The sequence below is a fragment of the Arthrobacter sp. ASL1 genome (assembly GCF_056680475.1).
In genome coordinates, this window is sequence record NZ_CM155284.1 from 950,995 (window position 1) to 974,905 (window position 23,911).

Annotated in this window: 19 protein-coding genes; 14 read left to right on the plus strand and 5 right to left on the minus strand. The window is 67.5% G+C overall.

Translation table 11 applies throughout. The features are described 5' to 3' along the window. The first annotated feature begins 29 nt into the window (after positions 1-29). Positions 30-2,507 carry a phosphoketolase family protein gene (locus tag AC1MEQ_RS04485; protein ID WP_479794326.1) on the plus strand — a complete coding sequence of 826 codons (2,478 nt, stop codon included), beginning with the start codon at positions 30-32 and terminating at the stop codon, positions 2,505-2,507. Between the two features lie 58 nt (positions 2,508-2,565). Here AC1MEQ_RS04485 and AC1MEQ_RS04490 read toward each other — a convergent pair whose 3' ends face one another. Together AC1MEQ_RS04490 and AC1MEQ_RS04495 are read right to left on the minus strand one after the other, a co-directional pair. After that, on the minus strand, positions 2,566-3,489 hold the full coding sequence (locus AC1MEQ_RS04490; protein WP_479794328.1) for an SDR family oxidoreductase: 924 nt from the start codon (positions 3,487-3,489) through the stop codon (positions 2,566-2,568). Between the two features lie 94 nt (positions 3,490-3,583). Next, entirely contained in the window at positions 3,584-6,079 is a 2,496-nt protein-coding gene (locus AC1MEQ_RS04495) for an ATP-dependent DNA ligase (protein ID WP_479794330.1), read from the minus strand. A gap of 129 nt (positions 6,080-6,208) precedes the next feature. On the opposite strand from AC1MEQ_RS04495, the gene ku reads away from it, so the two are divergent. The 4 genes from ku (at position 6,209) to AC1MEQ_RS04515 (ending at position 10,651) form a co-directional block, all read left to right on the plus strand. Then, on the plus strand, positions 6,209-7,240 hold the full coding sequence (ku, locus tag AC1MEQ_RS04500) for a non-homologous end joining protein Ku (RefSeq protein ID WP_479794332.1): 1,032 nt from the start codon (positions 6,209-6,211) through the stop codon (positions 7,238-7,240). Positions 7,241-7,417: 177 nt separating this feature from the next. Further along, positions 7,418-8,473 (plus strand): acyl-CoA dehydrogenase family protein, encoded by a 1,056-nt coding sequence (locus tag AC1MEQ_RS04505; RefSeq protein ID WP_479794334.1) that lies wholly within the window; start codon positions 7,418-7,420, stop codon positions 8,471-8,473. Further along, complete coding sequence (locus tag AC1MEQ_RS04510; RefSeq protein ID WP_479794336.1) at positions 8,467-9,870, plus strand: PIG-L family deacetylase; 1,404 nt, start codon at positions 8,467-8,469, stop codon at positions 9,868-9,870. Before AC1MEQ_RS04505 ends, AC1MEQ_RS04510 begins: the two co-directional genes overlap by 7 nt. Further along, a complete protein-coding gene (locus AC1MEQ_RS04515) occupies positions 9,863-10,651 on the plus strand; it encodes a glycosyltransferase family 2 protein (RefSeq protein WP_479794338.1) in 789 nt (262 codons plus the stop codon). Before AC1MEQ_RS04510 ends, AC1MEQ_RS04515 begins: the two co-directional genes overlap by 8 nt. A gap of 74 nt (positions 10,652-10,725) precedes the next feature. Here the strand turns inward: AC1MEQ_RS04515 and AC1MEQ_RS04520 are convergent, their stop codons facing one another. Further along, positions 10,726-11,898, minus strand: coding sequence for an alcohol dehydrogenase catalytic domain-containing protein (locus tag AC1MEQ_RS04520; RefSeq protein ID WP_479794340.1), 1,173 nt, complete (start codon positions 11,896-11,898; stop codon positions 10,726-10,728). A 153-nt stretch (positions 11,899-12,051) separates the two neighbouring features. Beyond that, positions 12,052-14,157: a catalase gene (locus AC1MEQ_RS04525; protein ID WP_479794342.1), complete on the minus strand. Its 2,106-nt coding sequence runs from the start codon at positions 14,155-14,157 to the stop codon at positions 12,052-12,054. Between the two features lie 294 nt (positions 14,158-14,451). On the opposite strand from AC1MEQ_RS04525, the gene AC1MEQ_RS04530 reads away from it, so the two are divergent. The 9 genes from AC1MEQ_RS04530 to AC1MEQ_RS04570 all read left to right on the plus strand — a co-directional run bounded on the left by AC1MEQ_RS04530 (position 14,452) and on the right by AC1MEQ_RS04570 (position 23,476). Further along, positions 14,452-14,859, plus strand: a complete 408-nt coding sequence (locus tag AC1MEQ_RS04530; RefSeq protein WP_479794344.1) for a GNAT family N-acetyltransferase — start codon at positions 14,452-14,454, stop codon at positions 14,857-14,859. 219 nt (positions 14,860-15,078) lie between these two features. Further along, on the plus strand, positions 15,079-15,597 hold the full coding sequence (locus AC1MEQ_RS04535; RefSeq protein ID WP_479794346.1) for a hypothetical protein: 519 nt from the start codon (positions 15,079-15,081) through the stop codon (positions 15,595-15,597). A 43-nt stretch (positions 15,598-15,640) separates the two neighbouring features. After that, positions 15,641-17,068, plus strand: coding sequence for a phytoene desaturase family protein (locus tag AC1MEQ_RS04540; RefSeq protein WP_479794348.1), 1,428 nt, complete (start codon positions 15,641-15,643; stop codon positions 17,066-17,068). 204 nt (positions 17,069-17,272) lie between these two features. After that, complete coding sequence (locus tag AC1MEQ_RS04545; protein WP_479794350.1) at positions 17,273-18,247, plus strand: TIGR03885 family FMN-dependent LLM class oxidoreductase; 975 nt, start codon at positions 17,273-17,275, stop codon at positions 18,245-18,247. A 190-nt stretch (positions 18,248-18,437) separates the two neighbouring features. Next, complete coding sequence (locus AC1MEQ_RS04550; RefSeq protein ID WP_479794352.1) at positions 18,438-18,938, plus strand: GNAT family N-acetyltransferase; 501 nt, start codon at positions 18,438-18,440, stop codon at positions 18,936-18,938. An 86-nt stretch (positions 18,939-19,024) separates the two neighbouring features. Beyond that, entirely contained in the window at positions 19,025-19,765 is a 741-nt protein-coding gene (locus tag AC1MEQ_RS04555; RefSeq protein WP_479794354.1) for an ANTAR domain-containing protein, read from the plus strand. 87 nt (positions 19,766-19,852) lie between these two features. Beyond that, positions 19,853-22,288, plus strand: coding sequence for a molybdopterin oxidoreductase family protein (locus tag AC1MEQ_RS04560; RefSeq protein ID WP_479794356.1), 2,436 nt, complete (start codon positions 19,853-19,855; stop codon positions 22,286-22,288). Next, a complete protein-coding gene (locus AC1MEQ_RS04565; RefSeq protein WP_479794358.1) occupies positions 22,285-22,746 on the plus strand; it encodes a hypothetical protein in 462 nt (153 codons plus the stop codon). Before AC1MEQ_RS04560 ends, AC1MEQ_RS04565 begins: the two co-directional genes overlap by 4 nt. Before the next feature lie 466 nt (positions 22,747-23,212). Next, positions 23,213-23,476, plus strand: a complete 264-nt coding sequence (locus AC1MEQ_RS04570) for a hypothetical protein (protein ID WP_479794360.1) — start codon at positions 23,213-23,215, stop codon at positions 23,474-23,476. Positions 23,477-23,531: 55 nt separating this feature from the next. On the opposite strand, the gene AC1MEQ_RS04575 is transcribed toward AC1MEQ_RS04570, so the two are convergent. Continuing rightward, on the minus strand, positions 23,532-23,894 hold the full coding sequence (locus AC1MEQ_RS04575; RefSeq protein WP_479794361.1) for a VOC family protein: 363 nt from the start codon (positions 23,892-23,894) through the stop codon (positions 23,532-23,534). Between the last annotated feature and the right edge of the window lie 17 nt (positions 23,895-23,911).

The window sequence follows — 23,911 nt, forward strand, 5'->3', positions numbered from 1 at the left end:
GCCCTGCCACCGGGTCGTAGAGTGCGGACATGGACCCCACCACACCAGCACAGCGCCCCACCCGCGAAGGCCCCGCCGTGGACGACGCCGGCGTACGGGACCTCGAATCCTGGTGGCGTGCCGCCAACTACCTCTCCGCCGGGCAGATCTACCTGCGTGACAACCCGTTGCTGCGCCGTGCCCTGGAACCGGCGGACATCAAGACCCGCCTGCTGGGCCATTGGGGCACCACCCCCGGCCTGAACTTCATCTACGCCCACCTCAACCGGGCCATCATCGCCGGTGGCCAGCAGATGCTCTTCGTCACCGGCCCCGGCCACGGCGGTCCGGCCAACGTCGCGAACACCTACCTGGAGGGCACCTACACCGGGATCTACCCGGAGATCACCCGGGACGAGGACGGGATGCGCAAGCTCTTCCACCAGTTCTCCTACCCCGGGGGCATCCCCAGCCACGCGGCACCGGAAACGCCCGGGTCCATCAACGAGGGCGGCGAACTCGGCTACTCCCTGTCCCACGCGTTCGGGACCGTGTTCGACAACCCGGACCTCATCAGCGCCTGCGTCATCGGCGACGGCGAGGCCGAAACCGGTCCGCTGAACGGGGCCTGGCAGTCCGTGGCGTTCCTGGACCCGGTGCACGACGGCGCCGTGTTGCCGATCCTGCACCTGAACGGCTACAAGATCGCCAACCCCACCGTCCTGGCCCGGATGCCCGAGGACCGGCTGCGCAAGTACTTCGAGGGGCTGGGTTATGCCCCCCGTTTCGTCACGGTCGCCGATCCCGCCGACCATGCCGGCGCCCACCGCGGCTTCGCCGCGGCCCTGGACGCGTCGCTGCGGGAGATCGCGGCCATCCAGCACCGGGCCCGGGGCGCCGCGGCCGACGGGTCGACCGGCCCCGGCCCCGGCCAACCGGCCTGGCCCATGATCGTGTTCCGTTCACCGAAGGGCTGGACCGGCCCCGACGTCGTGGACGGCCTGCAGGTCGAGGGCACCTGGCGCGCCCACCAGGTGCCGTTGGCCAACGTGCACGATGACCCGGCCCATCTGGCGAAACTGCAGCAATGGCTCGCCTCCTACCGGCCCGGGGAGCTCTTCGACGACGCCGGCGCACCCCGGCCGGACACCGTGCGGCTCACCCCGGCGCCGGGGCTGCGGATGGGCAGCTCCCCGGCGGCCAACGGCGGCACCGTGCTGCAGGACCTGACCCTGCCGGACATCGCCGACCATGCGGTGGCCGTCGCCTCCCCCGGAACCGAACGGACCGGCGCGATGGCCATCCTCGGGGGCTGGATGCGCGAGGTCATCGCGGCGAACCCGCACACCTTCCGGCTCTTCGGACCCGACGAGACCGCCTCCAACCGGCTCTCGGCCGTCTACGAGGCCACCGACAAGGTCTGGCAGTCCGAGCTGTACGACGGCGATGAGCACCTGGCGCGGGCCGGACGGGTCATGGAGGTGCTCAGCGAACACCTTTGCCAAGGCTGGCTGGAGGGCTACCTGCTCTCGGGCCGGCACGGGGTCTTCAACAGCTATGAGGCGTTCGTGCACATCGTGGACTCGATGTTCAACCAGCACGCCAAGTGGCTCGAGTCCCACCGCAAGCTCCCCTGGCGCCAACCGGTGGCCAGCCTGAACTACCTGCTGTCCTCCCATGTCTGGCAGCAGGACCACAACGGGTTCTCCCACCAGGACCCGGGGTTCATCGACGTCGTGGTGAACAAGAAGGCCGAGGTGGTGCGCGTCTACCTGCCCGTGGACGCCAACACGCTGCTGGTGACCATGGACCATGTGGTGCGCACCCGCGATTACGTCAACGTCGTCGTCGCCGGCAAGGCGCCGGCCCTGCAATGGCTGGACCTCGGGCAGGCCATCGAGCACTGTACCGCGGGCATCGGCATCTGGGATTTCGCCGGCACCGAGGTGCACGACGGCGGGGAGAACGACGGTGGGGAGAACGACGGCGGGGATCACCACGGCGGGAGCCAGGGCCGGGACCCGGACGTCGTGCTCGGCTGCGCCGGCGACGTGCCCACCGCCGAGGTCGTCGCCGCCGCGGACCTGTTGCGCCGGGACGCGCCCGGGCTTCGGATCCGGGTGGTCAACGTGATCGACCTGATGCGCCTGCAGGATGACACCGAACACCCCCACGGGCTGACGGACGCCGACTTCGACGCGTACTTCACGCGCGATCGTCCGGTCGTCTTCGCCTACCACGGCTATCCGTGGCTGATCCACCGGCTGACCTACCGCCGGGCCAACCACCACAACATCCACGTGCGCGGCTACATCGAGGAGGGCACGACGACGACCGGGTTCGACATGGCGATGCTCAACCGCATCGACAGGTTCCACCTGGCACTGGACGTGCTGGACCGGGTCCCCGGAATGGACGAACGCTACCCGGGCCTGCGCCAACGCTACGAGCAGGCGCTGGTTGATGCCCGCGGCCACACGCGGATGTACGGCGAGGACGCACCGGAAATCACCGGCTGGACACTCTGACCCGCCGCCGGGCGGCACCCGGGGTCCGGCGCCTGGTGGACCCCGGTGCCCGGGCCGTTCAGGGGGTGGATTTGCCGCCGTTGACGTTCAGCGTCTCCCCGAGGACGTAGCTCGACTCCGCCGAGGCGAGGAACACGTAGGCGGGCGCCAGTTCCACCGGTTGGCCGGCCCGGCCCAGCGGCACGTTGTGCCCGAATTCCGGCAGTGCATCCTTCGGCTGGCCGTCGGAGACCTGCAGGGGTGTCCAGATGGGGCCCGGCGCCACGGCGTTCACGCGGATCCCCCGCGGTGCCAACTGGGTGGCCAGGCCCTTGGTGAACGCGTTGATGGCGGCCTTGGTGGAGGCGTAGTCCAGCAGGTGGGGCGACGGCTCGTAGGCCTGCACCGAGGTGGTGTTGATGATCGTGGACCCGTCGGGGAAGTGCTTCAGCGCCGCCCGGCAGAGGGTGAACATCGCCTGGATGTTCACCTGGAAGGTCTGGGCGACCTGGTCGTCGTCCAGGTCCTCGAGCTTTTCGACGGCGATCTGCTTTCCGGCGTTGTTCACCAGGATGTCCAGCCCACCCAGGGCCTCGGCAGCCTGGTCGACCAGCGTGGTGCGGTAGCCGTCGTCGAGCAGGTCACCGGCCAGGCCGACGCCGATGCGGCCCTCGGCCTCGATGACGGAGATGACGTGGCGGGCATCCTCGTCCTCGGCCGGCAGGTAGGCAATGGCGACGTCGGCGCCCTCGCGGGCGAACGCAATGGCCACCGCTGCACCAATGCCCGAATCACCGCCGGTGACCAGCGCCTTGCGGCCCGTCAGCCGACCGGTCCCCACGTAGGTGTCCTCGCCGTGGTCGGCCTTCGGCTCGAGCTGGGCGTCGAGCCCGGGTTCGGGCTGGTCCTGTTTCGGCGGTGAGATCTTCGGGTACCGCGTCACCGGGTTGTCCAGCCGCAGCTGCGCCGCGGCGTCCTGCGGGTTCGGTTCCTGTTGTTCCATGGGATGGCCTCCGGTCTGGGTCGGCTGTGCTTCCTGCGCCCACGCTAGGTGAGACGCCGGGCACGGGCAACGCTTCGCGTCGCGGCCCGGAGCATCATTCCCAGTGGACGTCGGCCGGTTCCTTGTCCGGTCTCCAGCCGCGCCACGCCGGGTGGCGGAGCCGGCCGTCACCGGTGATTTCGCTGAACCTGACCTCGCCGACCAGCTTCGGCGAGACCCAGGTCGCGTCGCGCCGATCCGCCGCCGGGACGTCGTCGACCGGTGGGGTCTTGCGGGTGATCCGGCCGAGCCGGGTCTTCGCCTCCTCCAGGTCCGCGGTGGAGAACCCGCTGCCGACACGGCCCACATAGTGCAGGGCCCCGTCGTCGTTCACTGCCAGCAGCAACGAGCCGATCGAGTTCCGGCGCGAGCCGGCCCCGGCGCGCCAGCCGATGACGACGACTTCCTGGTGGGCCTCGTGCTTGATCTTGATCCAGCCGTGGCTGCGTTTGCCGGGCAGGTAGCGCCCGTCGGTCTTCTTGGCGACGACGCCTTCCAGACGCAGTTCGCGGCTGGTGTCGATGGCGTCCTGCAGGGTGCCGGTGTGGGCGATGGGGAGGTGGATGTGTTCGCCTTCGGTGACCGCGTCGAACATCGCCGACCGGCGTTCGGTGTACGGCGAGCGCATGAGCTGGCGGACCTCGCCGGCATCGTCGTCGGCCGGCAGGCGGAGGGCGTCGAAGACCATGTAGTGGACGGGGATCTGGTCGGCCATGGCCTCGATCTCCCGCTTCTTGCTCAGCTGCATCCGCTGTTGCAATTGCCCGAAGTCGGGACGCCCGGAGGCGTCCAGGGCGACGATCTCGCCGTCGAGCACGGCACCGTCGCCGGCCAGGCCGGCCAGTTCCGCCAGCTCGGGGTAGGTGGCCGTCATGTCGTTGCCGTTGCGGCTGACCAGCGACACGGCCCCGTCGGAGACGCCGGCGATGGCCCGGACCCCGTCCCACTTCATCTCGTAGGCCCAGTCGTCGTCGGCGACGAGGTCGGCGGCCGCCCCCCGCGTCGCCAGCATGGGTGCGGGCAGCCCTTCCGGTTCGGGGTGCTTGGCCGGAGACCGCGTCGGCATTTCCGATGCCGTGCGGGCGTTCGAACCCTCCTTCGGGCGTCCTGCAGGCTTTTTCGCCACCCGGGTCGCTGCGGCGTCGCCGTCGGCATCCGGCTGGTCCTTCATGAGGTGGATGAGCCAGTTCTTCTCGGCCCCCATGCCCGGTGCGTTGATGAGGGCGTAACGGCGCGGCACACCGCCCAGGCCGCCGTCGGGGCGGCCGTGCAGCACGGCGATGACCTCCTTGCCTTCCCGCCATTTTTCCAGTTCGCAGGTTCCGGTGTCCCAGAGCGTGACCTGGCCCGCGCCGTATTGGCCCTTCGGGATGGTCCCCTCGAAGGAGCCGTAGTCCAGCGGGTGGTCCTCGGTCATGACGGCCAGCCGGTTCTCCCCGGCATCCAGCGGCGGCCCCTTGGGGACGGCCCAGGAGACCAACACGCCGGAGTGCTCCAGCCGGAAGTCCCAGTGCAGGCTCGAGGCGTGGTGTTCCTGGATGACGAAGGCCGGAGCGCCATCGCGTTCCGACGCCGGCTCCTCGGGGACGGGTTCGGGGGTCTTCGTCGCATCGCGCATGGAGCGGTACTTCTCGAGCCGGTCCGGCGACGTGCTGCCGGACCACCCCTGTTCGGCCAGCGGGTCGATGCCCTCGGCCACCCGTTCGAGCACCTCCTCGAAGTCCAGCTGCCGCAACTTGGGGTCCTCGATCTCCTCCCAGGTGCGGGGGGCGGCCACCAGGGGCTGGGACCGGCCGCGCAGTGAATAGGGGCAGATGGTGTTCTTGGCTCCGTTGTTCTGGCTCCAGTCGACGAGGACCTTGCCGGCGCGGAGGGTCTTCTTCATGTCCGAGACCACCAGCTGCGGATGGTCGGCCTCGAGGGCACGGGCCAGCTCATGGGCGACCTCGGACACCTGGGCGGAAGTGTAGCTGCCGTCCAGTGGTGCGTAGAGGTGGATGCCCTTGGACCCCGAGGTCACCGGGACGCTCTCCAGGTCCATGTCGGCCAGCAGCTCGCGGCACAGCCGGGCGGTCTCGGCACACTCGGGCAAACCCGCCCCGTCGCCCGGGTCCAGGTCGAGCACCAGGCGGTCCGGGTTGGCCTGTTCCCCCTGCGGGGTGAACCGCCATTGCGGGACGTGCAGCTCCAACGCCGCGAGCTGGCCGAACCAGGCCAGCACGGCCGGCTCGTTCGCCAGGGGGTAGGTGTTGGAGTGGTCCTTGTGCTTGAGCTCCACGCGCGGCACCCACTGCGGCGCGGAGTCCTCGAGGTCCTTGCGGAAGAACACCTGGCCCGGTTTCTCGGCGGTGCCCACGCCGTTGACCCAGCGCTTGCGCGTTGCCGGGCGCCAGGCGGCCTGCGGGATGAGCACGTGGGCCACTCCTGCCAGGTAGCGCAGGACGTCGGCCTTGGTCGTGCCGGTCTCGGGATACAGGACCTTGTCCAGGTTGCTGATTTTCAACCGCCGGCCGGAGACGTCGACCGTTTGCTCGTTCGCGCGTGGTGACATGGGGCTTTTCCTTCCGTCCAGCACCACTCTGCCTTCCGTTCAACCGCTTGGCCAGCTTCGGTGCCGGTCACTGGCAGGACCGGCCCGTTTTTGCTGGCCACCCCCGGCGGCCGGTGCTTGACTAGGGGCATGAGGGCAATATGGACGGGCGCCGTCGCCTTCGGCCTGGTCAATGTGCCGGTCAAGGCCTACGGGGCCATCGAGGACCATGACGTCAGCCTGCATCAGGTCCACGACGCCGATGGCGGGCGGATCCGCTACCAACGCCGCTGCGAGGTGTGCGGGAAAAAGGTCGACTACGGGGACATCGACAAGGCGTACGAGGAGGGCGAACGCACCGTGGTGCTCACCGACGAGGACATGGAGTCGCTTCCCTCGGAGAAGAGCCGCGAGATCGAGGTCGTCCAGTTCGTGCCGAACGAGCAGATCGACCCGATGATGCTCGAGCGCAGCTACTACCTCGAACCGGATTCGAAATCGCCGAAGGCCTACAAGTTGTTGCGCCAGACGCTGGAGGACACCGAGCGGACCGCGGTGGTGAAGTTCGCGCTGCGGCAGAAGACCCGGCTGGGTCTGCTGCGCGTGCGCGGCAACGTCCTGGTCCTGCAGGCGATGCTCTGGGCCGACGAGGTCCGGGAGGTCGATTTCCCAGCGACCAAGACGACCACGAAGATCAGCGACAAGGAACTGAAGATGTCCGCGGCGCTGGTGGACCAGTTCAGCGACGACTTCACCCCGGAGGAGTTCGAGGACGAGTACCAGGTCGAGCTGCGCACGCTCCTCGACGAGAAGCTCAAACACGGCGACACCCTGGATACCGATGCAACCTTCGGAGACCAGGAGGCCGCCCGGGACGAGGCGGGGTCCGGGTCCGGCGACGTCATCGACCTGATGGAGGCGTTGAAGCGCAGCGTGGAGACCAAGCGGTCCGGTTCCGGCGGAGGCAGGGCGTCCGCACAGTCCGCGTCCACCCCTGCTTCGAAAAAGTCCACAGCCAAGAAGCCGACCGGCACGAAGGGCACGACCCAGGGTGCCAAGACGAACGACAGTTCGAAGTCCGGTTCCGCGTCCGGCAAGGGCACAAAATCGACCACGAAGAAGTCCGACAAGAAACCCGCCTCCAAGTCCGCCTCCAAGACTGCCGCCAAGAAGGGCGCCTAGGTGGGCGAACGACACCCCCGGGTCGAACCGGGCACCGGAGGGGTAGACCACCGGGCTGCCGGAACCGTCTCCACCGACACCAACCTGGCGTGTCGCCCCGCCGTTCGAGCAGGGCACCCAGTAGCCGGCAGCAGCTAGGCTGACATCGCGCATAGTCGACCAGCCAAGGAGGCCGATATGGAACCACCCACCGTGCAGTTCACCACCACTGAATCGCCATCGGGAAATCGCCTGGGTGCCGCCGGCCTGCTGGAGGCCGCCGCCCTCTGCGCCGGCGACCCGTCACCGCTCCTGGAGGTGTTGCGCACCGCGTCCGGACCGCCGCCCGTTCCCGGCGCCGGAGCCACCGTCATGTTGTGGGAACTGCTTGCCTCGGTCGCCGCCCTGGACCTCACCGCGGCGCGCACGCTCGAACCCCATCTGGATGCCGCGGCCATCCTCGACCAGGCCGGTCTCGGCTGGGAGCCGGGAACCACCTGGGGTGTCTTCGCCGCCGAGGGGCCCGGGATGCGGCTGGAGGCCACGGGCGCGGACGACGACGGAAGCTGGCTGCTCAGCGGCGACAAGCCCTGGTGCTCGCTGGCCGGCAGCCTGGACCACGCCGTCATCACGGCCGCGGTACCCGGCGGACGTCGTGCCTTCGCCATCGACCTGCGCCAGCACGGCGTCGTACCTGCCGCGACCCAATGGGCCAGCCACGGACTGGCCAACGTCCCCAGCGGCCCGATCCGGCTCGACGGCGTCGCCGGGAGGCCGGTGGGAGCCACCGACTGGTACCTGCACCGCGACGGTTTCGCCTGGGGCGGCCTGGCCGTCGCCGCCTGCTGGTTCGGCGGGGCCGTCGGGCTCTTCCGCACCCTGCACCAGGCGGCGACCCGCCGCGAGCCCGATCAGCTGGCCATGGCGTGGCTGGGCGAGGCCGACCGGCTGTTGGCCTCCGGTGCCGCGCTGCTCGCCGAGGCGGCCCGCCTAGTGGACGCCGGTCGGGCCGACTGGCTGCAGGCCCACCGCGTCAGGGGACAGGTGGCGACCCTCTGCGAGCGCATGCTCGCCATCTGCGGCCAGGCCCTGGGCCCCGGCCCGCTGGCCTTCGACGCGGACCATGCCCGCCGCGTCTCCGACCTGACCGTGTACATCCGCCAGCACCATGCCGCCCGAGACGATGCGGCGCTGGGGGGACTGGTCCTCCAAAAGACCGCCAACGGGTCCGGCTCCGGAGCGTGCCCATGGTGAACTTCAGCCACCAGGACACCGGCACCTTTGAGAGCGCCTGGGCCGACGCCGGGATCGCCGAGCTACCCCGACTCGACGACGGGGTGGTCCCCGGGACGGGGGAACATCTGATCGTGGTGGCCGCCCACCCCGACGACGAGTCACTCGGCGCGGCCGGGCTCCTCCACACCGCCCTGCACGCTGGTGCCACCGCCCATGTCGTCATCTGCAGCGCCGGGGAGGCCTCGCATCCCGACTCCCCCACGCACACCCCCGCGCAATTGGCCGTGCTGCGCCGACACGAATTGGACGCGGCCCTGGGGCTCTTGCGGGACGAAGCACCCGATCCACGGAACCTGAGCTGGGAACATCTGGGCCTGCCCGACGGCGGCCTGGCCGGGCAGGCCGACGTCCTCGAGTCCGCACTCACCACCGCCGTGGACGGGGCCGCCGGAGCGATGCCGGGGGCGGCACACCCCACCCGGACCGTGATCGCGGCACCGTACCGATTCGATGCCCATACCGACCACGATGCCGTCGGGGCAGCGGCGGCCCGCGTCGCGGAACGACACCACCTCGGCCTCCTGGAGTTCCCGATCTGGTATTGGCATTGGGCAAAGCCCGCAAGCCCGGAATGGCGGGGGTGGAACGCCCTGCCCTTGGACGCCGTGGCCCGCGACACGAAACAGCACGTCCTGGACGCACACCGCTCCCAGACACTGCCCCTGTCGCCGGCCGCCGGGGACGAGGTGCTGCTCGGCGGGGGTTTCCTGCAGCATTTCGGCCGCAGCAGCGAGATTTTCCGTTGGACCAGGCCGCCGCGGCGGGACTCCACGTCGGCGGCACGCATCTTCGATGACCTCTACCGCCGGAGGCCCGATCCCTGGGACTACCTGGGAAGCGGCTACGAACACCGCAAGCGCGCCGTGACGCTGGCCTCGCTTCCGCAAACCCACTACGGGTCGGCCATCGAAGCCGGATGTTCAATCGGTGTCCTCACCACAGCGTTGGCGGAGCGCTGTTCCCACGTCCTCGGGATCGACGCCAGCCAGGTGGCCTTGGATGCCGCGCGCCAACGCGTCGGCGCCGCCGGAAACGTCTCGCTGCTCCGCGCCGACCTGCCAGCGGGGTGGCCGGCGCAGTCTCCCGGCACGATCGACTTGGTGGTGCTGTCCGAGATCGGATATTTCCTCGGACGCGATGAATGGCAGATGCTGCTGCAGACCGTGGCCTCGGCCCTGCGCCCGGGTGGCGACCTGCTCTTGTGCCATTGGCTGCACCCCATCGACGGGTGGGAGCTCGACGGCCACCAGGTGCACGACATGGCCCGCTCCCTCGGCTGGAAGCCGGTGGTCGAACACCGCGAGGACGATTTCCTGCTCGAAGTCCTCCGGGCGCCGGGAGGCACCGGTGGCTAGCCCCGTGCCGCGGATCGAACAGGTGACCGTCGTGGTTCCCGTGCGTGACGAAGAGGAACTCCTGGACGCTGCCGTGGAGCATCTGCGGGCATCCATGGACCAGCTGGAATCCGGTGGCGGGCGCCGCGCGCGGCTGGTCCTCGTCCTCGATGCCTGCACCGACGGCTCAGCGGACATCGCTGCCGCGCTGGCGGACGCGGACGCCCGGGTCCGCATCATCACCACCGATGCACGGGCCGTGGGCACCGCCCGTGACCTGGGGATCCGCACCGCCCTGGCGGGTCTTCCGGCAGCGTCCCTACCCCGGCATTGGATTGCCACCACGGATGCCGATACCCGGGTCCCCGCCGACTGGCTCCAGACCTTCGCCGATGCCGCCGACGCCGGAGCCGATGCCCTGGTCGGAACGGTGGAACCCGACGCCGGTGAACTCGGGGCAATGCGCTACCGGGCCTGGCGGACGTTGTATGTCCGGGAGGACGGACACCCGCACATCCACGGCGCAAACCTGGGCGTGCGGGCCTCCACCTACTGCGCGGTGGGTGGTTTCGCCCATGTGGCCGGCGATGAGGACGTCAGGCTGGTCGAGGCCCTCCGGGCGCACGGCGCACAGGTGCGCTCCAGCGCCCGGCTCCACGTCGTGACCTCCGGACGGCTGCGGGGACGGGTCGGCCACGGTTTCGCGGACTTCCTGGCCCACCTGCCCGGCGATGACGGCGACACCGACCACCTGATGCCGGGGCCGACACGGTTCCTGGACACGCCCGGGCACCGGCAGTAGCGACGGCGAAATACAACGGGCAGGGCCCCGCATTCCGGCATCGGAACGCGGGGCCCTGCCGGTGGCACCGGCGGTCAGGGTTGCAGGACCACCTTGATGCAGCCGTCCTGCTTCTGCTGGAAGGTCGAATACAGTTCGGGGCCGCGGGACAGCGGGACCGTATGGGTCACGAGGTCATCCAGCCCGAGCGGATCCGCAGGATCCTCGGCGAAAGGCATCATCTTGTCGGTCCAGCTGCGCACATTGCACTGGCCTTGCCGCACCTGGATCTGCTTGTCGAACATCTCCAGCAGCGGCATCGGGGTTGCCTGCCCGGAGTAGACGCCGCTGAGCGAGATGGTTCCCCCGCGCCGGACCGCAGCAATCGACGCGTGCAGTACGGAGGTCGGATCGACCGCAACGGTTTCCATGGCCTTTCGTGCCGCCGTATCCGGCAACAGCCCGGTGACCTGTTGCATGAGCTTCGCCCCGGTCGAACCGTGGGCCTCCATGCCGACGGCATCAACGATGCCGTCCGGGCCGCGTTTCGTCATGTCCTGCAGCTCAGCTGCCACGTCCTTGGAGAAGTCCATGACCTCCACGCCGTGGCGGGCCGCCATGGCCCGGCGCTCGGGTACCGGGTCCACCGCGATCACCCGGTGGCCGAGGTGGACGCCGATCCGTGCGGCCAGCTGTCCGACCGGACCCAGCCCGAAGACCGCCAGTGTCCCGCCGTCGGGTACAGCCGCGTAGTCGACACCCTGCCAGGCCGTCGGGAGGATGTCCGACAGGAAGAGGTAGCGGTGGTCGGGTAGCTCCTTGCCGACCACCATGGCGCCATAATCACCGTGCGGCACCCGCAGGTATTCGGCCTGGCCGCCGGGCACCCGGCCGTACAACTCGGAGTAGCCCAGGAAGGCGGCACCCTTGCCGTGGCTGCGCACCTGGGTTGTTTCGCATTGGGATTGCAGTCCCCGCTCGCACATCCAGCAGGTTCCGCAGGAGACGTTGAAGGGGATGACGACGCGGTCCCCGACCTTCACCCGTGACACCTCGGAGCCGATCTCCTCGACGATTCCCATGGGTTCGTGACCCACGATGTCGCCGGCGTGCATGTAGGGACCGAGCAGTTCGTAAAGGTGCAGATCCGATCCGCAGATGGCCGTCGAGGTGACCTTGATGATGATGTCATCCGGTGCCTCGATGCGGGGGTCGGGGACATCGGAATACTCGATCTTCCGTTTTGCCTGCCACGTCAGAGCCTTCATGGTTCCTCCATCGGTGTTGGAACGATTGCGGTCGCCTCAAGTCAAACAGCGCTCCGCCTGCATTTGAAGTTTTTGTGTTACCCAGGAAGCGGCGGCCGTAGGTTCCGGGCGCCGCTTCCGGGCCCGGTACCGGTACCGGGCGGCGATTCCTGCTTAGGCGAACCGCTCCCAGACACGGTGCGTCGCGAGCAATTCGGCAGCAGCGGGCACGGCCTGGTCGGGCGCTGTCTCCCGGACTCCGGGGGACCCAGCCGGCAGCCCGGAACCGGTGATGACCTCCATGCCCGGCCCGGCGAGGATGATGGCCTTCGCCTGCCGGTAGACCTCCTGGAGCAGGAGCACCAGCCGCGGATCCAGATCACCGCCTTCCGGGGGCACGACGGCGCCGGCCTTGGTGTCCAGGTCGGGTTTCGCATCGGGGCCGGCAGCTGGTGCCGCGGCAAGGATCAGGGCATCGTATTCGATGGAACGGGCCGTCAGGAATGTCCGGTCGACCGGCGATCCGTCGGCGAGATGCCCGCCCGTCGGGGCGACGAGCAACGGGGTCATGCCGGCGGCGTGGGTGGCCGAGAGCAGGGTTTCGATGACCTTCGCCTCCGTGGCATGATCCGTGACGATGCCGATAACGCGACCGTCGACCGGCCACGACTTGCCGACCTGGGAGACCGCGGGGCTCGGGTCCCGGTCCTCGACCTCGGTATCCGGTTCCGGTGCGGGCAAACCGAGCGCCGTGGCGACCTCCGCGCACAGTCCGGCGTCGATGTTCGCGAGGGCCTGCACCTGGCGGGCCCGCACCTCCTCGCTGGTGCACTTGCCCAGTTCGAAGGTGTAGGCCTGCTGCACGTGGAGCTGTTCCTGTGGCGAGAGACTGCGGTAGAACAACCTGGCCTGGCTGTAGTGGTCCCCGAACGTGGCGGGATTGCGCCGCTCCTTCACGGATTCGGCAACGTGCTCCGGCACGTCGATGAACGGCATCCGCGTCGAATCGCCCCCACCCGCCATGAATGGGCACCCGCCGTCCTGGGAGTTCGGGTGGTAGGGGGCGATGCCCTCGTGGATGTAGGTCTGGTGCATCCCGTCACGGAGCATGTCGTTGACCTCGGCGTGCGGGAGGTTGATCGGCAACTGGGAGAAGTTCGGGCCGCCCAGCCGTGTGATCTGCGTGTCGATGTAGGAAAAGAGGCGCCCCTGCAACAGCGGATCGTTGGTGACGTCGATACCTGCCACGAGGTGGCCCGGGTGGAAGGCGACCTGTTCGGTTTCGGCAAAGTAGTTGGAAGGATTCCGGTCCAGGGTCATCTTGCCGAGCAGCTGCACCGGGGCCAGCTCCTCGGGAACGAACTTCGTCGGATCGAGCAGGTCGATGCCCTCGAACATCTGGTCCTCGGTGTCGGGGAAGACCTGGACGCCGAGCTCCCACTCCGGGAACGCCCCGGCTTCGATGGCGGTCGCCAGATCGCGCCGGTGGAAGTCGGGATCGTTGCCGTTGGTGAGCAGCGCCTCCTCCCAGACCAGCGAGTGCACGCCCAGCTTGGGTTTCCAGTGGAACTTGACCAGCGACGTCGTCCCGTCGGCCGCGACCAGCTTGAACGTGTGGACGCCGAAGCCCTCCATCATCCGGAAGGACCGGGGAATGCCGCGGTCAGCCATGAACCACATCGTGTGGTTCTGCGCCTCGGTGTGCAGGGAGACGAAGTCCCAGAAGGTGTCGTGCGCGGATTGTGCTTGCGGGATTTCCAGATCCGGGTGGGGCTTCACCGAGTGCACCACGTCGGGGAACTTGATGGCGTCCTGGATGAAGAAGACCGGGATGTTGTTCCCGACCAGGTCGAAGACACCCTCCTTCGTATAGAACTTGGTGGCGAAACCCCTGGTGTCGCGCACCGTGTCGGCGGAGCCTCGTGAACCTGCCACCGTGGAGAAACGGACGAACACCGGAGTCTCCACCCCGTCGGCAAGAAACGACGCCTGGGTGAGCCCGGCACCGGTGCCGTAGCTGACGAACCGGCCATGCGCTCCGGCGCCGCGGGCGTGGACCACGCGCTCGGGGATCCGCTCGTGGTCGAAGTGGGTGATTTTCTCGCGCAGGTGGTGGTCCTGTAGCAACACCGGACCGCGTGGCCCGGCCTTCAGGGAGTGGTCCGTATCGTGCAATGGGGTGCCCTGGCTTGTCGTCAGGGTCTCCCCCTGCGGATGATCCGGCTCTGCGTTGGAATTGGCCTTGGAGTGCATGTGGGGCTCAGGGCTGGGAATGGTCATGCTGCTTCCTCCAATGGAAAAGAGCGTTGCCGCCGAGCACCGGTCAGGTGCCATCATCTCCGATGGTCAGGTGCCCGTTAACGCCACGGTAGGCCCACGCGACCTGCGGCCGTCAAGGATTCGGGTCGTTACCCCCCGGGTACATCACCGTCGCGCCAAACCCGGAGCTGGCATCCATTGTTACTGCGACCGCTTGTCTGTACGCTGAGGGAACGGTTCAGCAGCGGGCCGACATCTTCGTCAGAAGAAAGTCACGGCCCGCATTGTGCCAGCCGTGGCGGGAAGGGTATGAACATGCCCGTCATCGAAAACAACCGCGAAGAATTCCAGTACCAGCTCTTTGAAGCCGGTGAACTCGCCGGCTACGTCCAGTACCGCATGGTCGGAAACGAAATTTGGATTCTCCATTCTTGCCTGGCCCGCAACTTCAAGTCGCCGGTTCTGGTCACCGCACTGTTGCGTCATGTCCTCGAGGATGCACACTTCCGCCGACTCGCCGTCGTGCCTTTCTGCCCGGCCATGCGGACGTTCGTGGAAGAGCATCCGCAGTATTTGCGTCTCGTCCCCCCGGCATGGCATGCGCGTCTGGCCGACCCGATCGATTGGGCGGAAAAAAGCGGTCCGACGACGCTGCTGGACCACGTGCGTTTGACCGGTTCACGCCGCGCCCGGATGAGGGTTCCGGTCCCGGCAACCGCATAACCGCGACCGGGCCTGTGCGCCCTCCGGATGGTGGCCAGCAGGGGGACCAAACTCCTTGGCTTCCACCCCGACGGAGGCCACTTCGTGTGCTCCTTGGCGTCACGGAATGCAATTCACTGCGGCACGAGCCATGCCTCCTGCCGTTCAGTTCCCGGGCGCGCCACACTTTATGGACGCCAGCGCGACCACCTGCAGCACGACGATTTGGAAGGGACCACCATGGACTCCGGCAATACGGGCATTAACCACAAGATGTATTCCACCTACCTCAACGAACACCTCCTGGGTTCCGAAGGCGGAATCGCTGCTTTCCAGGCAGCATCACGGACCTGGAAGGGTACCCCTGCCGAACAGGATTTCGCGTCGCTGGCCCGACAAGTTGGCGATGACCATGCGGACCTCGAGAAGATCATCCGAAGCCTCGGCTACCGCCCGCACCCCGTCAAACAAGCGCTCACCCATGGCGTACGGCTGGCCGGGAAGCTCAACCCCGTGAACATCCTGCGCCAGCAGAAAACGGGAATGACCCAGGTCGAACTGGATATCCTGCTGGGCATGCTCCGTGCCAAAAAAGCCATGTGGGAAACTCTCCTGCTCGTCGCCTCTCGTGACGCCCGCCTCGAAGTCCCCCTGCTGGAGGATCTGGACCGGCGTGCCGACAGCCAAATCCACCAGGTTTTCGACATCATCGAACGAACGTGGGAAAGTCGCTTTTTCGTACCGGATAGGACGCTATGACAGCATCGATGATCCCCCGGAATACACGAGAGAAGGCAGCGAGATGACCCACTCCGCCATTGTTGTCGGATCCGGGCCCAACGGACTCACGGCCGCCGCCGCGCTGGCTATCCGCGGCGTTGACGTAACGGTCTACGAACAAGCCGACGAACCCGGCGGCAGCGCACGCTCCGGGGAAATCCTGGGGACCGGGCTGGTGTCCGACCTCGGAGCTGCAGCGCATCCCTTCGCCGTCGGCAGTCCAGCGTTCCGCGCGCTGGCTCTGGAAGACCACGGATTGGAATGGGCCCACCCCCGCTATCCCATGGCGCACCCGCTCCCCGGCCAGGACTCCGCCATCTTGCACCGTGATGCTGCAACGACTGCCGGGCAATTCGGCCGCGACTCCGCAGCATGGCTGCGCCTCCACGCACCGGTGACGGCACACCCCTTGGAAACTCTGGAAAACATCACCGGACCGCTGCTCCGTCTACCTCCGCACCTGTTGCCCATGGCCTCGTTTGGCCTCCGTGCCGCCTGGCCCGCCGCAATGATGGCGCACACGATCTTCAAGACACCGGAGGCCCGCGCACTCTTCGGGGGTTCGTCAGCGCATTCAATGCTTCCCCTCACGCATCCATTCAGCTCGGCCTTCGGCGTCATTTTCGGCGGCTTGGGCCATACCCTGGGCTGGCCCGTCGCCCGGGGCGGCACGGGACAGGTCATCCAGGCGTTGCTCTCGGTGCTGCGCTCATACGGTGTCAAGATCCAGACGGGGGCACCGGTCACTGATCTGCGTGAGCTTCCGGCAGCCGACTCCGTGCTGCTGGATCTGACGCCAAAGCAGATCCTGGATCTTGCCGGTACCCAGCTCTCGGCACGCTACCGCGGGTGGCTTCGTCGCTGGAAGTACGGTACCGGTGCATACAAGGTCGACTACCTCCTGGATGGCCCCGTCCCCTGGCGGGACGAAAGAACCGCACACGCCGGCACCGTCCACGTCGTGGGTAGCTTCGAGGAACTCGTCCATGCCGAGCACCTGACCAACCGAGGCCAGCTCCCGGACCGGCCCTTCGTCATGGCCGCCCAGCAATCCATGGCCGATCCCTCCCGTGTTTCCGGGGATCGGCAAATCCTGTGGAGCTATGCCCACGTTCCCAACGGATCCCGGGCCGACGTCGGCCCGCTCATTGACGCGCAATTCGAGCGCTTTGCCCCCGGTTTCAGGGACCGCATCATCGGAAGGGTGGAGACCCCGCCGGAAGCCTTGCAGGCATGGAACCCGAACCTCGTGGGTGGGGACATCGGCGGCGGATCACTGCGTGGAACCCAGCAGGTGCTGCGCCCGGCCCCGACGCTGCGCCCCTACAACACCAGCCAAACCGGTCTCTATGTCTGTTCCTCGTCGACGCCGCCCGGCGGCGGCGTGCACGGGATGGCAGGGTGGCACGCAGCCCAGGCGGTCACCCGGGACTGGGACCGTGGGCGCTGACTTCGGGATCCGCCACTCAGCGGAGCGGCGAAATGAGCTCAGGGCATGGCCAGGTCGGCAGAAGTCAACATCGATGCCGGCCAGCGCATCGTCTTCAAAGAGATCGGACGCTGAAAAACGCGGCGCGCATGCGGGGTGGGAGCCTCCTGTCAAAACGAAGCATTACCCCTCGACGACTCCCTACCCCAGTGCTAGACAGGGGAAATGGCGACCCTTGGAATTCATGCCTCGCATGAGCAAATCGCCCCGGCGCAATTACTTCGCGACGTCCAACACGCCGACGCCGCCGGGTTCACCGCGGGGATGTGTTCGGACCACTTCACGCCGTGGTCCCACGCCCAGGGACATTCGGGATTCGCGTGGTCGTGGTTGGGTGCCGCCTTGGCCACAACGGACCTGACGTTCGGAACGGTGACAGCCCCCGGCCAGCGCTACCACCCCGCGGTCATCGCCCAGGCGGCGGCGACCCTCGCCAGCATGTTCCCCGGCCGCTTCTGGCTGGCACCGGGAAGCGGTGAATACCTCAACGAAAGCATTACCGGGGACCCTTGGCCAGCCAAGGAGGACAGGCAACTCCGCCTGGAGGAATCCGTCGAAGCCATCCGCGCGCTGCTGGCCGGCAAGGAGGTCAGCCGCCAAGGCAGGATCCGGCTCAGCGGCGCCCGGCTGTGGGATCTCCCCTCGCCGGCCCCAGCGCTCATTGCCCCGGCCATCACCCCCGAAACCGCTGCACGCGCCGCTGGCTGGGCCGACGGAATCATCACCATCAACCAGCCGCACGAACGCCTGCGGAAACTCCTCGGAGCGTATCGGGAGAACGGTGGGCACGGCCCGGCCCTCCTCCAAGTCCACCTGAGTTGGGCGCCGACGGAGTCCGAAGCCGAAGCATTGGCCGTGGACCAATGGCGGAACAACGTCTTCCAGCCCCCGATTCCCGCGGATCTTCCGACCATCGACCACTTCGAGGCCGTGGGCCGGGCTGCGACGCCGGAGCTGGTCCGGCAGGCGGTGTTGGTGTCGGCCGAGACGTCCGAACACACGCACTGGCTCCATGAATTTGCCGAGTTGGGTTTCGACTTCCTCTATCTGCACCACGTTGGCCAGGAGCAACGCGGCTTCATCGATGCCTTCGCCGACTCGGTCCTACCGGATTTCCCGACGGAGCCAGCGCATGGTTGATGGCGGCCAGGTTGCCAAGGACTCAACTCGTTTATAGGCTGAGATTGGTTCAGCAGCGGGCCATCGGATTCCTGACGTGGAGGACCTCGTGCAACTTCTGCCTTCCCCCTCACCCCTGTTGTGGAGTTCCTGCGCGGTGCAACTTCACCCGCCCCGCGCCCTGGACTCGACCAAGCGGGTGGCATAGCCCATGCCGATCGTTGTCGAGAACAATCGTGACCAATTCCAGTACCAGATCTTCAAGGCCGGGGAATTGGCCGGATTCGTGCAGTACAGCATGTCCGGTGCCGAGATGTGGGTTTTGTTCACCTCCATGAAACACCGTTTCAAATCCGAAGTGCTCACCGATATCCTCATGCACCACGTCCTCACGGATGCCCACACCAGCCGCCTGGCGATCTTGCCGTTCTGCCCGGCGTTGCGGACCTTCATTGCCGATCATCGAGAATTCGCCCACCTGGTGCCCGCTGAATGGCAGAACCGTCTTCAGCCGCCGCCCCATCCGAAACCTGATGAAGAACACAAGGTGCCGCTCGATTTCGTCCGGCTGACCGGATCCCGCAGGTCCCGCTTGCAGGAGACCACGTTGGAGTCTGACGACGTGGGCGAATACATCGGCGCCGAGCCTTCCGGAGGGCAAGATGAGGGTTCACCAGCGCTAGGCATGGTCGCCCAATCTGCCGACGGCTAGCCTGAGGAGTCGAAGAGCGGTGCCAGCGCGATGGCGTCCACCAACCAACTTTCGGCCGGGCCCGGCGGCTTGGCCCCGGAGGAATCGTGGCAAAGGACCAACAGGACACATCGGACAACCTTGACGAGGACTTGCAGAAGTTCGTTCTCGATAGTGCCCAAGCGCATGAGTTCCTGGAGCAGCTGGCGGTACATGCCGCGGAGTCCCTTTCGCGCCACGGCGTGGCCATCAACTGCGGTGTGGCACTTCTGCGCCAGCGTCGGGCAGCTACGGCAGCGAGCAGCAGCCCAAATGCCCAGCTCCTGGACGAGCTGCAACTCAAGTACGACGAAGGCCCGTGCCTGAGCGCGGCACGCAACGGGGAGATGTTCCATGCCCCGGACCTCGCCAATGAGACACGCTGGCCCGAATACATCCAGGAGGTCCGCGATGCCGGGGTGGGTTCCATCCTTGCCCTCCCCTTCGATCTGTCGGGTGAGGCCCGGGGCGCCCTGAATCTCTACGCCGAAGAAGCCCAGGCCTTCGACGAGGACACGCAGATTCTGGCCAGGGCCTATGCGACCCAGGCCAGTAGCAGCCTGCGACTGGCCGTGCGGATGACCCGTCTGATGGACACCATGGACGACCTCAAGTCGGCGATGTCCTCGCGAACGGTCATCGACGTCGCCGTCGGCATCGTCATGGCGCAGAACCGCTGTACCCAGGATCAAGCGTTCACGATCCTCCAACGCGCATCGAACACGCGCAACATCAAACTCCGGGAGGTGGCGACACGGCTGGTGAGTTCAGTTTCCCCGGGCGACGTGGAGACCCACTTCGATGGGTGATCGCCGTGCTGCACCACACGTGTCCTTGACTTCACCCCCGTGGCGGCGCACGTTGACATAGGTGGCACCACGACCCAGGAGGCAACATTGTCTGATCGCATCGCCCATATTTGGGGCACCCGGACGCCATATGCGCAAGGTGCCAGATGGCCCGCCCGGGTGGACCAGGCGCTCGCCGAGGGCCTCAACGAGGATGACATCGATGCCTGGGTCCAATCCGCCTGTCTGCTGTGCAGCAACGGCTGTGCCTGTGACATCGCCGTCAAGGACGGTTCCATGGTCGGAATCCGCGGCCGAGCCGATGACACGGTCAACCACGGTCGGCTGGGACCCAAGGGGCTGTTCGCCAGTTGGCAGGGCATGGCCAACAAGGACCGGCTGACCACCCCGCTGATCCGCGACAACGGTGTTCTGGTGGAAACCGACTGGGACACGGCCATGGGTCGCATTGTCGAACGGAGCCGCAAGTTGCTCGACGAGACAGGCCCCCTCTCGCACGGTTTCCACACCAGCGGCCAGCTCTTCCTCGAGGAGTACTATGCCCTGGGTGTGATCGGCAAGGCCGGGTTGGGAACCCCCCACATGGACGGGAATACCCGGTTGTGCACGGCCACCGCGGCAGCAGCGCTCAAGGAGTCGTTCGGTTCCGACGGTCAGCCGGGGACGTATGAGGACATCGACGATTGCGATGCCATGTTCCTCTACGGACACAACATGGCCGAAACCCAAACGGTGCTGTGGTCGCGGGTCCTGGACCGGATCGCTGGCCCGGACCGTCCACTGCTGGTCTGCGTGGACCCGCGTGAGACGGAGGTCGCCCGCCACGCCGACGTGCACCTGCCCATCCGGCCCGGTTCCAATCTGGCCCTCATGCACGGGCTCGTCCGCGAGGTGCTGGAGCACGGATGGATCGATGAGGCCTTCATTTCCGAGCACACGCTCCGACTCGAGGATGTGCGGTCCGCCGTCGAGCCGTGGACGCCCGATGCGGTGGCCGAGACCTGCGGTGTCCCAGCGGCGGACGTCCGCCGGGCCGCCGAGATCTTCGGTACGTCCGAGCGGGTCCTCTCCACCGTCCTCCAGGGCTTCTACCAGTCCTGGCAAGCCACGGCCGCCTCCTGCGCGGTGAACAACCTGCATCTGCTGCGTGGCCAGCTCGGTAAGCCGGGCTGTGGGGTCCTACAGATGAACGGACAACCCACCGCGCAGAACACCCGCGAATGCGGGGCCGACGGAGACCTGCCCGGATTCAGGAACTGGGAGAACCCCGAACACATCCGGCAACTGGCCGAACTCTGGGGCGTCGACGAGCTCAAGATCCCGCATTGGGCACCGCCCACCCACGCCATGCAGGTCTTCAGGTACGCCGAACAGGGCTCCATCCGCTTCCTCTGGGTTTCCGGAACGAACCCTGCAGTCTCCATGCCCGAGTTGCCGCGTATCCGCAAGATCCTCGAAGACACCTTCCTGGTCGTCCAGGATCTCTATCTCACCGAAACCGCAGAATTTGCCGACGTCGTCCTGCCCGCCGCGGGGTGGGGCGAGAAGACCGGCACCTTCACCAACATCAACCGCACCGTACATCTTTCCCGGCAGGCCGTTGAGCCCCCGGGGCAGGCACGCAGCGACCTGGACATCTTCCTGGACTACGCCCGCCGGATGGACTTCCGGCGCAACGACGGTTCACCGCTGCTGGACTGGTCGGGCCCGGAGGACGCCTATGCGGCCTGGCAGGAATGCACCCGCGGCCGCCTGTGCGACTACACGGGGATCAGCTGGTCCAAGCTGGAGGGCAATGGTATCCAGTGGCCGTGCAACGACGAGGCCCCGGAGGGGACCGAACGTCTGTACACGGATGCCGTCTTCCCCACCGATACGGAGCGGTGCGAGACCTACGGACACGACCTGCTCACCGGCGCAACCGTCGGCCCCACGCCGTACAAGGCGATGGCCCCCAACGGGCGGGCCATCTTCAAGACGGCCCCCTACTCGCCGCCGCCGGAAGAGCCCAGCGAGGATTTTCCGCTGCGCTTCACCACCGGGCGGACGGCGTATCACTTCCACACCCGCACCAAGACCGGCCGCTCGCGACCGCTCAATGATGCCGCCCCCGGGGCGTGGATCGAATTGTCCATCGCGGATGCGCACGCCCACGGCATCTCCGAGGGTGACCTGGTGGACGTGACCTCCGCCCGAGGACGCATCCAGGTGGCGGCACGTGTCTCCGACATCTCCGAGGGAACGGTCTTCGCGCCATTCCACTACGGCTCCTGGGGCCAGCCCGACGGCGCCGAGCCACGCGCGGCCAATGAACTGACCCTGACCGAATGGGATCCGGTGTCCAAGCAGCCGATCTACAAGAACGCGGCCGTGCGCATCAGCCGGGTTGCCTCGGCCACCGGCCCGTCCCCCGCCCCCACGACGACCGCCTCCCGCCCGGCCCGCGGAACGGGCAGGGGGATCCGGGCGACCACCGGTGGTCGGGCCGGGGAAGCCAGCGAAACCGTTCTGGAGGAATCATGAAGCTCCCTGTCTATCTGGCCTTGATCGAGCGCTCGGAGGAAACGCTGGCCGCGTCCTACCGGGTGGTATCGGAGGGCCACGCAGCCGAGCCTGATGTGCATTTCCTGCTCCAGACGCTGGCCGGCCAATGCGACAAGCATCGCCGCATCCTGGCCCCCGTGCTCCAACGCCACCACCTCGACGACGAGTCCGACGTTCCCGAGTCCCTGCACCACGAGGGCCTGGCCAAGACCCGTTCCGGGCCGCTCGGACTGCTCCGGGACCTCCAGGACCTCTATCTGGCGGCGAGCCTGGTCGACATCACCTGGACCATGCTGCTGCAGGCCGGGCAGGGGCTGGCGGACCGTGATCTCATCCAAGCCGTCCAGCAATGCGACGGCGAAACATCGACCCAGCTGGCCTGGCTGCGGACCCGCATGAAGCAGGCGGCACCCCAGGCGCTGATCGCAGCACGATGAGACGCCCCCGGGGCCCCGATGATCGCGTCCGCCGGTTCCCCGGCGCTGCTGCGCGACTGGCTCCGGGCCGGGTCCGGCGGATCACGCACGGAATCGCACCCAATCATTGACCCGCCCGACAGGGCAGTGTTGACTGCAGCCAAGACATCCCTTGGAGGAACACGATGAGCATCGACGATCCGCAAGCCACCCCCATGGCTTCCATTCCCTCGGATCCGGGATTCGACCCACCGGGACAACCGCACCCGAACGCCCCGACCGATCCGACCCAGCCCCCCACGGCCCCGCCAACTCAGCCACAGCCCAGTCCGAGCACCGTTCCGACGACGGATCCCCCGACGTCCCCAGAGCCGCCTGCCGAGCCATGGCCGGAACCGGCCATCGACCCGATCGAGGTCCCCCCGGAGCCTGAAACGGATCCGCGCCGCGAGGAAGCGGCCCGCTGGGACCATCCGACGGACACCCGATGACCGGACGACGTCGTACCCCGCTGCAGCGGGCGGAATCCCGCCATGCCGCCGAACCGGAGCTGGAAACCGACGGGTTCCGGAACATGATGCGCCGCCGGCAGGACGCCGAGGAGAAACTCAAACGGCATCTGGAAGGCGAGCGTGATGGCCGGGCCATCCCACCGGACGAGCTGACGGACGGGCCGGCGGATCCCGGGGCCGCCGCGGCCCCCACCACGTCTGCCACACCCGAAGATCCCGGTCAATCGCCCGAGGCGTGAACTACCGGATCCTGCACCGAGGCCTCACCGTACATGAGGGATTCCTGCACACGAATCAGGTCAGGCAGAGGCAGAACGGGTGGCCTGCAGGGTCCAGGAACACCCGGAAATTCGTTCCCGGCTGTTCTCGCGCCACGGTCCCCCCGAGGCGCACCACCTCGCGTTCGCCCTCGTCCAGGTCGTCGGCGATCGCGTCGAGGTGCAGCTGTTGTGGGACCGTCTGGCCGGGCCATTCGGGTGCGCGGTAGTCGGCGACCCGCTGGAAGGAAATGCAGTTCGACCCGTCTTCGGGACGGATGTCGAACCAGTCGTCCTCATCCTCGTTGACCCGCCAGCCGAGCAGCCCGGCGTAGAACGTTGCGAGCGCTGCCGGGTCGGGGCAGTCGATGACGAAGCTGGGGTAGCGTGCGATGGTCATGAACGCACGCTACCCCT